This is a genomic window from Candidatus Tisiphia endosymbiont of Nemotelus uliginosus, from assembly GCF_964264835.1.
Classification (GTDB): domain Bacteria; phylum Pseudomonadota; class Alphaproteobacteria; order Rickettsiales; family Rickettsiaceae; genus Tisiphia.
In genome coordinates, this window is sequence record NZ_OZ183485.1 from 1194633 (window position 1) to 1206611 (window position 11979).

At 32.6% G+C, this 11979-nt stretch carries 9 protein-coding genes and 1 tRNA gene; 1 reads left to right on the top strand and 9 read right to left on the bottom strand.

Annotated elements, in window-relative coordinates; all coding sequences use genetic code 11:
• Positions 1 to 128: 128 nt before the first annotated feature.
• A tRNA-Phe gene (locus ACFELV_RS05250) sits at positions 129 to 204 on the bottom strand.
• A gap of 296 nt (positions 205 to 500) precedes the next feature.
• A complete protein-coding gene (gene ffh, locus ACFELV_RS05255) occupies positions 501 to 1853 on the bottom strand; it encodes a signal recognition particle protein (RefSeq protein ID WP_375327057.1) in 1353 nt (450 codons plus the stop codon).
• A gap of 478 nt (positions 1854 to 2331) precedes the next feature.
• Between ffh and ACFELV_RS05260 the strand changes: the two genes are divergently transcribed.
• Positions 2332 to 3363, top strand: coding sequence for an LD-carboxypeptidase (locus ACFELV_RS05260; RefSeq protein ID WP_375327058.1), 1032 nt, complete (start codon positions 2332 to 2334; stop codon positions 3361 to 3363).
• Positions 3364 to 3391: 28 nt separating this feature from the next.
• Here the strand turns inward: ACFELV_RS05260 and ACFELV_RS05265 are convergent, their stop codons facing one another.
• From ACFELV_RS05265 to ACFELV_RS05295, 7 genes are all read right to left on the bottom strand, one after another.
• Complete coding sequence (locus ACFELV_RS05265) at positions 3392 to 4300, bottom strand: lipid A biosynthesis lauroyl acyltransferase (RefSeq protein ID WP_375327059.1); 909 nt, start codon at positions 4298 to 4300, stop codon at positions 3392 to 3394.
• The gene (lpxK, locus tag ACFELV_RS05270) at positions 4284 to 5252 is read right to left on the bottom strand and encodes a tetraacyldisaccharide 4'-kinase (protein ID WP_375327060.1); all 969 of its coding nucleotides are present in this window, start codon (positions 5250 to 5252) and stop codon (positions 4284 to 4286) included. The genes ACFELV_RS05265 and lpxK overlap by 17 nt, the downstream gene beginning before the upstream one ends.
• Positions 5253 to 6123: 871 nt before the next feature.
• Positions 6124 to 6741, bottom strand: coding sequence for a 30S ribosomal protein S4 (gene rpsD, locus ACFELV_RS05275; protein ID WP_375327061.1), 618 nt, complete (start codon positions 6739 to 6741; stop codon positions 6124 to 6126).
• A 113-nt stretch (positions 6742 to 6854) separates the two neighbouring features.
• Positions 6855 to 7670 (bottom strand): 16S rRNA (adenine(1518)-N(6)/adenine(1519)-N(6))-dimethyltransferase RsmA, encoded by an 816-nt coding sequence (rsmA, locus tag ACFELV_RS05280; protein WP_375327526.1) that lies wholly within the window; start codon positions 7668 to 7670, stop codon positions 6855 to 6857.
• The gene (locus ACFELV_RS05285) at positions 7670 to 8554 is read right to left on the bottom strand and encodes a SurA N-terminal domain-containing protein (RefSeq protein WP_375327062.1); all 885 of its coding nucleotides are present in this window, start codon (positions 8552 to 8554) and stop codon (positions 7670 to 7672) included. The genes rsmA and ACFELV_RS05285 overlap by 1 nt, the downstream gene beginning before the upstream one ends.
• Before the next feature lie 9 nt (positions 8555 to 8563).
• Entirely contained in the window at positions 8564 to 10624 is a 2061-nt protein-coding gene (locus tag ACFELV_RS05290) for an LPS-assembly protein LptD (RefSeq protein WP_375327063.1), read from the bottom strand.
• Positions 10625 to 11593: 969 nt separating this feature from the next.
• Positions 11594 to 11938 (bottom strand): hypothetical protein, encoded by a 345-nt coding sequence (locus ACFELV_RS05295; RefSeq protein WP_375327064.1) that lies wholly within the window; start codon positions 11936 to 11938, stop codon positions 11594 to 11596.
• Positions 11939 to 11979 lie beyond the last annotated feature (41 nt).

Below are 11979 nucleotides of genomic sequence, written 5' to 3' on the forward strand. Positions count from 1 at the left end.
CGAAGTTGAGTACCGCAGCGTACTTAAATTGTACGTGAGGAACGGAGATGAGTTTTGACAACAAAATTACCAATTAGATTAGATTATGCAAGAGGTCTAATGAAGGATATTTGAATTTTATGGTAGGGTGGTGGCTAGAGCCGGAATCGAACCGGCGACACAAGGATTTTCAGTCCTTTGCTCTACCAACTGAGCTATCTAGCCATGGGTTTAACGCAGCAATATTCTTCTGATACCCTTCAATCTATAGGGAAATTTTTCATTCATTATAAATAGTTTTCTTATAGCTAATTAAGCAGAGCTTGTCTATCAATTTATTAAATATTACAGGAGAATATTGACTGATACCAAGTTGCTTTCAAGACAGTAGTAGGAGTATGAGTGGTGAGGCGCGCGGAACCTAGTAGATCTAGGGGAGCACGACGAATCCCGAAATACGACGACCTAATGTGAAGAAAGCAACTTGGTATGAGAGTAAAATAGTCCGCAGCTCTATAAGATTATGGTTTAAATAGTTTGTCTAAACCAAGACGCATCAGGCTTTTCATATCCATATTACTTGCCTTTTTCATAAACCCGCTTATTTGCTTGTATTGTTTCAATAATTGATTTACTTTAGGTACGGAGGTGCCTGCGCCTGATGCAATACGCTTGCGCCGAGAAGCATTTAATAAATCGGGATTTTTGCGTTCTTTTTTAGTCATAGATAATATTATTGCTTCTTGGTGTTCGATTGTTTTACCACTTAATTTTGATTGATCAACTTTATCGATAATTTTATTAACTCCTGGTAACATATTCAGTATATCACTAAACCCTCCTAGTTTTTTGATACTTTTTATTTGTAGTAAGTAGTCTTCTAGGTCGAATTTACCTTTTCTAAGTTTAGCAGCAGTTTTTTCCGCTTCTTCTTGGTCAATGACGCTAGCAGCTTTTTCAACTAAGGAGAGGATATCTCCCATGTCTAATATCCTAGAAGCAATACGTTCGGGATCAAATTCTTCTAAATGGGTTAATTTTTCGCCAGTACTTAGGAATTTAATAGGCTTTTGGGTCACATGTTTAAGGCTTAAAGCTGCTCCCCCCTTAGCATCACCATCAATACGGGATAAAATTATGCCGGTAATACTTAATTTTTGATTAAAGCTATTAGCAATTATTATTGAATCCTGGCCAGTCATGGCATCAACTACTAAAATTATTTCAGTAGGATTGGTTAAATTTTTTATATTTAACGCTTCATCCATCATTTGGTTATCAATTTGTAGTCGGCCCGCCGTATCATAAATCACAATATCATATGCTGTTAATTTTGCGGTATGTATAGCTCGTTTAGTAATATCCAAAGGAGTTTGATGGGGAATAATAGATAAACAATCCACTGCTATTGACTGGCTCAGAATAGCCAGTTGTTCTTGTGCTGCTGGCCTATAAGTATCAAGGGAGACTAGTAATACTTTTTTATTCTGATTTTTTAACCACAGCGCTAATTTGGCACTGGCGGTAGTTTTACCACTACCTTGTAATCCAACCATTAAAATAGATACTGGTGGTTCAGCGTTCAGTTGTACACTGGATTCTTCTTTAGATGAAGATAAAAAATTAATTAATTCTCGATGAATAATTTTGATCACCATCTGACCAGGAGAGACTGATTTAATAATCTCCTGCCCTAAAGCTTTTGCTTTGACTGTTGCAATAAAATCTTGCACTACAGGTAAAGCCACATCTGCTTCTAACAAAGCAATTCGAATATCCCGCATAGTGTCATTTATTTGCACTTCTGTTAAAGTTCCGCTTCTTTTTAATCTATCAAATATTTTGGTGAGATTTTGAGTTAAAATTTGAAACATATGAGGGCATAATATATTAGTTGTTTAAGTATTGTAGCATATTTATTAATAATAGCTAGGCTCTTATATTTATAGCAAAATTATTAAATTATAGTATCTTTTATAAAGATTTTTCCATTAAAAAGCATATCCACTGCTTGTGGATAAGTTTGTGAATAATCCGTGAATAACACAGTAATATTATAGTTATTTCAGAAGATTTCATATTGTGTTGACTTAAAATTATATTGGTGTTATTGCTTTAAATATCTGTTAAATTTGGTATTTTAGTAGATATTATATTAAAATAATAGTAGAGTTATTTTAGGAAATAATTTTTGTGCATAACTTTTGGGCGTTTGTATTAAGTCAATTAATTTTTTAACAATAATAAAATATTCCTCTGAATCATTGCACTTGTAAAAACTTACCATGTTATTTACCATATGTGCTTCATAAGTCAATCTAAAACTATATTTAATTAGGAGCAATTCTAACAATGAGGATATTTTTTTTATTAGCAGTTATGCTACTATTAACTGCTGTTTCTAATCCAGGCTTTAAAAAAGATAATATGGCAACGGACACATTATTAGCGACTAATATTAATTCAGATTTTACAAAAAGTAATGCTGAATTTATTGCGTTGTTGAAAGATATAAAAATTAATATTGTCGCGCCAGCTTCTGGAGTTAGTAAAGAAATATTATTAAACTTACAACATATTAATTCATTAAAATTAAATATTCCCGATAATTGTTTTAATGAGAAAAACAGTCTCTTCCATTCTAATAGCGATGAAGTGAGATATAAATGTTTAGAGAAGGCATTACTAGATGATTCAACGAAGGTAATATGGGCATTACGCGGAGGTTATGGATCTGCAAAATTGATTCATAATTTACAGAAACTCCCAAAGCCTGCAAAAGAGAAATTTTTTATAGGTTTTAGTGATATAACAGCCTTACATATTTTCTTAACGCAAGAATGGGGATGGAAGACTATACATGGTAATGGAATAGTGGAGATATTAAATTTAGATAAAGATCGGCAGAATTTTGTTAAAATAGCAAAAATCATTGCTGGCAAAGACACGACAATAACAATCAATGATCTATTGCCTCTCAATTCCGAAGCTCAGCATAGTAAACTGATTACCGGGAAATTAACAGGTGGCAATTTAACTCTTGTAGAAAATTCGTTAGCTACCGCTTGGCAAATAAACGCTCGTAGTAAAATACTATTTTTAGAAGATGTAGGAATAAAACCCTATCAATTAGATCGCAGCTTATACCACTTAGAACAAGCAGGAATATTTAAAGAAGTAAATGCTGTAATATTTGGCTGTTGTGATCAGGATAATCAAGAGATCATGAACGTGCTTAATGAGTTTGCCAAGAATATGAAAATTCCTATATTCAAAACTAATAGGTTTGGACATGAGAGATTTAATGATCCAATTATTTATAATACTACTACCGAAATCATTCCATCTCATAATAACCAATTTGACTTAATAATGAAATTATAATTAATTAGCCCTTATTCTTATAGCAACATTAAGGTTTTTTGGGGGTAGATTTTATGTGATTTTTTTTCCACCTATTGTGAAACCAGAACCACTGGCCAGGGTATTCTTTAATCCAATTACCTAAAATATCATTTATAATACACATTATGTTATAGCAATCCTTTTGGCTGTTATTAGTTTTTTGAAATTGTATTGCTGGATGGATAATAACTTGAAAATAGCTGCCTTGAGTTCGAATGATTTGTAAAGGGATAATTGGATAATCAAATTGTAAGGCAATTTTAGCAATTGCGTGGGCGGTCATAGCAGGCTGTTCTAACAACGGTACTTCTATGCCATCGTTCATTTTTTGATCTACCAGCATGCCTATAGAGTAACCCAGCTTAATTGACGAGATCAATTCTCTTACCCCTTTTGGGCCCTTGGGAATTAATTTTATATTACTATCAATCCGAGTATTATTAATTATTCGATCTACATATGGATTATTTGCTTTACGATAAATAATAACAAATTTATGATAAAATTTATTGGCAATTTTAAGAGCAAAATCCCAATTAGCAAAATGTCCGGTAAATAATAAGAATGGTTGATGCAATTGCTGAAATTGCTCGATATTATTTAAGCCTATAATTTCTACTCTTGCTAATAGTTCTTCTTCAGTCATTTTGCTCACATAAGGAAACTCTCCTATAAAAGTACCAAAATTATCCCACACCTGATTCACTAGTGCGTGAGAATTAACGGCGGGGCCAAAAGCATTTTGAATATTTTCTTGTGCAATCTTGTTTACGGGTAACAAAGGGCCAATTTTTTTAGCCAAATAGCTACAAATACTTACTGATTTACTCAGGCCTAACATTCCTATTATTTTGATTATTACTACCACAACAAAATATTCAAATAAATATCTGATATTTTTAAAGAATTTTTTCATATATTAGCTCTCTTAATTGTCTATCATTATTTATCGATAAATGCACATCACAACAAATGATTGGTAGTTTTGTACTATCAATTTTTACATAATCTTTTTTGGTGGTAATTAAGTAGGCATTATATTGTTCTGCTTGTTTTGCTAAATACTCTAAATCTTCTTGTGAATATTGATAATGGTCAGGAAAAATCTTATAACCTAGTAATCTCAACCCATAATTTTCTAAAGTAGAGAAAAATCTATCTGGATTGCCTATTCCACTAAATGCAAAAAAATTTTTGGTTTTATCTATGTCTATCGAAGGTATTATTTGTGCATAAAATAATTTATCTTTAATATTTGAGGTGCAATAGTCTGGATGCACATTTGTAGCGCTAACTGAGATAATTATATCGGATTTTACTATAGCTTGTTTTGGGTTTTGCCTTAATGGGCCAGCGGGCAGTAGAAATCCATTACCAAAGAACCTGTGAGCATCAATTGTCATGATCACAAAATCTTTATAAAAATTAGGGTTTTGGAATGAATCATCTATTATCATTACCACCGGTTTAAGTTTGGGGACAAAAGAGTGAAGATATTGAACCTTCTTGGCAGCAATTACTTTACCATATTTTAATAGCATTACTGCTTCATCTCCTACCTCTAGTGCTGTGTGAGAAGGAGTCACTAATAAAGCTTTTTTAAGATTACTACCATATCCTTTAGTGACGATGATAAAGTCAATCTCCCTAGCTTTCAATAGCTCTGCAATAAAACTAACGATTTGAGTTTTTCCTGTACCTCCAACACTGATATTGCCCACACAAATCACTTTACAAGGAAATCTAATTGGTGTGGTAATTAATTTTCTGATATAAGTAGCAACAAGATATATTAAGGTGAAAGGTAATAATAAATATGCAATAATATTTCTTGTTTGCCAAAATCTAGGGTAAATAAGTTTAATCATTGTGTTTTAATTGTAATAGTTTTCTGGGGAGCGATATAATATTGAGTTGTATAACTTAACCTGAATTCGATGTAACAAGTTACATCGAATTTCAGAGAAATATATAGAAACAATCAGGTTTAAAGTGGTTTTACACCTGATTGTTGTGTAAACTCCAGCAATATAAGGATGCGAATAAGGTACACGATTACTGACATAAATTATAATCGTACCTTAATCTATTGTCTAGAGATGTAATAATATATTAGACCTCTTGCATAACCTAAAGATAATTGAAGAATTTTTAGGAAAAACGAAGTCGAGTACCGCAACGTACTTAAATTGTACGTGAGGAACGGAGATGAGTTTTGACAACAAAATTACCAATTAGATTAGGTTATGCAAGAGGTCTATTAAATATAGTCTAGGTTGTGTGAAGAAAATTTTTATAAAACCTAGGAACTTCAAGATGGGTGCCAATGCTTCTTATATTATCGCTCTTTCTATTTTGGCTATATTCTTATTATTAACGGCCTTAAACTTTACTGAGCTTGACTATCACGCAGGAGCGAAAGCTAGTAAGCATAAAATAGACTTCTTTCGAAAACTCTACTGGCGATGGTAATTTGGACAATGAATCAGGCTCAAACCCTCACGTATGGCATAAATCGTTAAGGTGCTGACACTATATGTATCTCCAAGTGTGCATATCTATTATGCCTTTGGTATGTTACCTTGTTTGTATCCTACTGATCTAAGCTATACACTGCGGTTTGAAGCGAAGGGTTGACTTCAAATTCCCTACCAGAAGCGAGCTCTAAAAGAAGTCTAATAATGGAATAAAATCGTCGACACGAACTGCATCAGGGCAATAAACTTGCATTTATTTTTGTTATCTAGAATATAGCTCTACTATTAAGTGTACCTCTGGCTCAAAAGGATAAGGTACATCAGAAATTAAAGGCACTCTAAGAAACTTACCAGATAATGTAGCAGGATCTAGCGTTAAGTAGCTGGGGATGGTTCTGGCTTGTTTGCTAATTGATTCTAAGATTACCGGAATGTGTTTTGCAGTATCACGTAATTCAATGACATCGCCTTCTTTGAGTTTGATGCTTGGTATATCAACTTTTTTGCCATTTATTTTAATATAACCATGGTTTACAAACTGGCGGGCTGCAAAGATAGTGGGAGCAATATTCATACGGTAAATGACCGCATCCAGTCTTCTTTCTAGCAATCCGATAAAATTTTCGCCAGTATTGCCTTTCATTTTTAGTGCAAGAGCAAAAATATTCCTAAATTGTTTTTCGTTAACGCGACCATAATAACACCTTAGCTTTTGTTTGGCCTTTAAGTGCAAACCATAATCAGAGGTCTTAATCATGGTATTCTGCCCATGTTGTCCTGGACGGTAATTTCTGGTATTATAGGAATCTTTATTATCACCCCACAGGCTTACTCCAAGTCTTCTGCTTGCTTTATATTTAGAACTAATAATTTTTGTCACGCTTTTCTCTTAATTTTAGTATTGATATTACTCATTCTTGCTTTTAGGCAGAATTATTGACCATGCCTTAAAATATCTACTTCCCCATGAGTATATGGATTTTAGAGTGAAAGTCAATCGTTTAAATATAATTCTGCTAAGGATAAATAATCTTGCGGTAATAAATTTTCTGCTCTCAAAGAATGGTTAATTTTTAGTTCTGCTAAAAAATCTTCTAGCCTAGGAGTTAATTTTTTTAAAGAGGTTTTGATCATTTTTCGCCTTTCTCCAAAGGCTAGTTTAGTAATTAATTCAACTGCTTCTATTAATTTATTGGGTATGATATATGCTAATGGAGTAAGTTTTACTATACTGGAATAAACTTTTGGAGCTGGATAAAAAGACCTAGGTCCTACATCAAAACATTTTTCTACCGTGCAAAGTAACTGACATATTATTGATAATCTACCATAAGATTTTGTTCCTCTCTTACTACATATTCTTTCTACTACTTCTCTTTGGAGCATTAAAGTCATACTATTTATTACAGTTAATTGTTTTAACCATTTGATGAGCAATTCTGTACCAATTTGATAAGGTAAATTCGAAATAATATTGATTTTGTTTGTGGCTAAGGAGAGTAAATCAAATTTGCATGCATCCCCATGTATAATGTGTAAATTAGGATACAGATTCTTTATCTCCTTAAGTAAAGCTATACAACGTTCATCACATTCAATTACTGTTAAAGATGTAGGATTTTTGGTAAGAATTGCTCTAGTTAAGCCTGCGCTGCCTGGACCTACCTCTAATACTACTGCATTTTCTTGTAAATCGCTTACTCTTACTATTTTATCACATAAGCTATTATCAAAAATAAAATTTTGTCCATATTTCCTCAGAGGCAGTATTCTATGCTTACTAGCATGCTGGGCAATAGAGGGCAATATCATAAGGGTAACATGATTTTGATATAAGCTTTTTTATGCATATTATCTAGGAATTTTTGGGCTTTTTGAGAAATTTTTTTATTAGTTAAAAAGTTTAATATATAGTTATTTTCATCAGGCGTGATATTGAGTACCTTTTTATTACACATTAATATTACTGTGAAACCATCCTTTGTTTCAAACACACTACTTTTTTCTTCTATATTTAGGTCGCGTAGGAGAGTTTGCATAGTAGTATCTAAAGTGTTGAGCCTTTGATTAATAGTTTCTAAGGTAGCAAAATCAGCATATAGAGAGGGCTTGACTATATCACAATTTTTAAGACGTTTTTGTAAATTATACATCTTTTGTAAGGTTTTAGCTTCTTTATTCTTTGAGGTAAACATTTGTGCTGATATTTCCGCATCCCTTGCTTCAGTTGCCAGGATAATAGTATTGACTTCCTTAGGACTGATAGTAACGGATTTTGAAAAGCCAGCTAAAATATGCGATTTGATAATTTCGGCTCTAATTTGAGATTTAAAACTATTAATATCAACCGCTTTACTTTTTAAAAACTCTATTAATTGTCCTGCTGACATCTTATTACGTTGTTCTATACTCTCAATAGCGGCATTTAATTCACTTTCAGAAATTTGATTTTTGGTAGACTGACATAATAGTGCCTCATCTATCAGCCCATTCATGGCAATGGTATCTATTTGTTTATTGTCCTTGGTACTAGAGGCTGTAATATTATTAAGCGCCATAATCATATGTTTTCGTGCTTGAAATTCATTTAAAGTAATTGGTTCATTATTAACCAAAGCAACTATGTTAGGTAATTCCGCTTTTGCCACCGTTATGTTCAGAATAATAATAACTAACCAAAATATTTTTTTCATACTTAAAACTCACATATTTAATATTTTTAAACCAATAGCAATAGTTGGTAAGGAAAAAGATTTTTTTATTCCCCGTTTACTATCTACCATATAATCGTCAGAAAGCTGCGCTGCTATTCTAACACAATCATTTAAGTATGTCACCTTGATACTCTTAGAAAGTATGCGACGCTTAGTTTTAGGGCAATCTAACCTCATATTATACGATAGCAACCAATTATCAGTTAATTGGTAAGAGACACTATAATATAATTGCCGTAATTTATTATATTCTACAGTATTAATAAGATAATATTTTTTTAAATTGCTAATTTGCGCAAAGCTACTAGTAAATTGGAATTTATTAAGGACAATACTTGTTCCTACTTCATCTCTAATTGGCTTTAGAGTGTTACTTTTTCTAAATCGATAAAATAAATCTATAGTATCAGCAAAATTGCTAGAAATTTTTCCTACATTTTCTATATGTTCAGCTGGGTTAGACGCAAAGTTAGTACTATAAGCTTGCCCAAGGAAGAGAGTATAATGATTTAACCCAGAACTTATTGCTGAATTTATACCATAACTTAGTCTATGACCAAATTCATGATTATCTATGCCACTATAATGATTTGGGCAAAAAATATTATTTTCTGATAACTCATATTTAGTATTGTCTATGAAAGAAAATTTTTTATTAGAATTATGCTTGCGTCCAATAGTAACTGACATAATAGGTTCTATCATGATAGTAGAATTATTAGATATTAAACTGGCAAGTGGATAGCGCCAAATAGCGTGGATTTCCGGGATATTTCTAGATAATACTTTGCCTGCTCTAGTATCATTTGGATATAGATGATTAATAATATATATATCAGTTCTATTTTGCATTATAAAACGCAGTAAATGACCCTTCGCGGTGATAAAGTGATTATCTATAGAGAACTTTATAGCAGTGCGCCCTAACTCTTTGCCACTTTTTTCTTTATAAATTAAGCTATCATTTTCAAGAATTAGTTTACTGGTTTCCTGTTCATTCAGGTTTATAACATTTTTAGTTCTGACTTTAGGAAAAATTAAAGGGTCTGTATCGCCTGAATCCCCTACATTTAATCCTTCGAAGTTTATTGCTTCCATTACAAAATAATTGTAATGATTTATATTGTGTAAATATATCTTAGAAGTAAGGTAAGAAGTATAATTTTTATAATAATTTTTTAAATAAGCTTTATCAGAGACACGTTCTATCTTAAATCCATAACTATAATGTCCTTTGTTAAAAGTACCATTACTTAACATATAACCTGAATGTATCTTACGGTTTTTTATTATTTTCCCTTCTTTTATTAGTTTATAGGGTACTTTACCGTAGCTAGATTCTAATGTCATATAATCGCTTGCATTTGGCTTATAGCGTCCTTCCAATTCGAAAATATTATATTTTTGGAAAATGCGGGGGGTTAGAGTAAAGTCTAAATTAGGCATTGCTCTATAGTATAAAGGTACACTTAAAGCATTATTGCGAATTTTCGGTACTAATATTCCTGATTTGGCTTTCGCTTTAGGAGTAGGGTGAGAAAAATATGGGGTATAAAAGATAGGTACGCCCCATACTTCAAAAAATAGATGTTTATAAACCATTTTATTGTTATCTAGGTCTACTTCTGTGTTTCGTGCAGAAACTTGCCAAATAGGTTTTCTATTGCATAATATTTTGCAAGGAGTGAAAGTGCTGTCTGATAGCTGTAAAATGTTTTCATCCACTCTTTCAGCTAATTTAGATACTAAAATTGTATTATCCCCAAAATATAGAATAAAGTCGGAAATGACTCCTGTTTTAAATTGCTCTTTTAGTATAACAGTTTCCCCTAAAATAGTTTTATTCTGTTTATCTTTAATCATCACATTTCCTTCAGCCCATAATTTATCTTGAGCGATATCGTAAAATAGCCTATCACTTGATAAAAAATAATCCCCTATTATTAATTGTACATTGCCTTTAGCGTAAATCATTTGTTCATTTTTAATATATTCTACATAATCTGTTGATATAAAGTTAAATTGTTTCTGAAGGAATTGGGGGGGCAATGTTGGTTGATCAGCGTTTGTTAAATGGGAGTAAAAGAATAAGAGAATTATAATAGTAGTTTGTCTGCTGTACTTAAAGCAATAGGAGATTGGTTGTAATAATTTCTGTAGTATTTGTAGCTGGTATGCAAGCTTAGTGAACAGATGGCAAAAGATTGGCATTAAATATAATGATAAAGCGTTTAAATAATATAAATATAGCAAAATATATTATATGAAAATGATTATTCGAGTAAAAATCAAGGAAATTATCAAAATATAGGATGAGGCAATCTGGAAGTAGTTTATACCATTTCCCAAAACTAATCATCTACGTTCGTCGTACTTCATGATCCTGTGCAGGTAGCCGATACTCATACTCCTAGTGCTAATTTAGTTTTAGGAAATGGTATGATATACTCGGTGAACTTCAAGAATTGGCATCGTCGTTGTTCAAGTTCTCAGATGCTCACGTACATAAGTACGCTGCGCTCTGAGACTTGAACACTCCTTGCTCTTCTTGAAGTTGACCTTCGTCTACCAACTTTTCATCTGCGAGCAGTATATATACTCAATGGATTTCAAGAGTTGGATTTAATTTTGATGGGTGAGCGCGCGGAGCGTACATATTTAAGTATAGCCTTCGTTCTTTAGCTGGTGACACTTGATTTTGCAGGATTTTTGTTGTGCTCACATATTCTCTATACTATTTTCGCAACCTCACTTTTAAATTCAAGTGTCACCAGCTAAAGAACGAAGGCTATACGTGAGCATGCGACACCCAGATAAAATCAAATCCAATTCTTGAAATTCGAAGTCTATTATGCAAGAATTCTAGATTAGACCTCTTGCATAACCTAAAGATAATTGAGGAATTTTTAGGAAAAACGAAGTCGAGTACCGCAGCGTACTTAAATTGTACGTGAGGAACGGAGATGAGTTTTGACAACAAAATTACCAATTAGATTAGGTTATGCAAGAGGTCTATTGCTAAATATTAGCTCCTAGTAGTGGCGTAAGATCGGTGGTATTAAAATCTGTACCATTGAGGGAAGCAAGTGTATCATTAGAATAAGAGAAATCATTAGATCCAGGCAATACGTTATAATGGAATAGCAGCCCTACTATACATCCTGTCCCAGCTGCGGCGAGTACCGTAACAGCGTAGAATATTTTAGCAGTTTTAGAGGATGCCGTATCTATGATCTTTGTTGTATAACTAGGGTTACCTGCAACATCTATATTGGTTGTGTGTTCTAATGGTTCTGGTACACTGCTAGAAACAGATCTGAGAACAGGAGGTCTGGTATTAGATGAAAGTTTTGGTTGTGTCATAAATTACTCATGTTTAAGTTGATAAGCTTACTGTAATAGTT

Excerpts from the sequence above, each read along its gene's own strand:
- lpxK (WP_375327060.1), bottom strand. The coding sequence starts at position 5,252 with ATGATTAAACTTATTTACCCTAGATTTTGGCAAACAAGAAATATTATT.
- ACFELV_RS05260 (WP_375327058.1), top strand. The coding sequence starts at position 2,332 with ATGAGGATATTTTTTTTATTAGCAGTTATGCTACTATTAACTGCTGTT.
- ACFELV_RS05285 (WP_375327062.1), bottom strand. The coding sequence starts at position 8,554 with ATGAAAAAAATATTTTGGTTAGTTATTATTATTCTGAACATAACGGTG.
- ffh (WP_375327057.1), bottom strand. The coding sequence starts at position 1,853 with ATGTTTCAAATTTTAACTCAAAATCTCACCAAAATATTTGATAGATTA.
- ACFELV_RS05265 (WP_375327059.1), bottom strand. The coding sequence starts at position 4,300 with ATGAAAAAATTCTTTAAAAATATCAGATATTTATTTGAATATTTTGTT.
- ACFELV_RS05295 (WP_375327064.1), bottom strand. The coding sequence starts at position 11,938 with ATGACACAACCAAAACTTTCATCTAATACCAGACCTCCTGTTCTCAGA.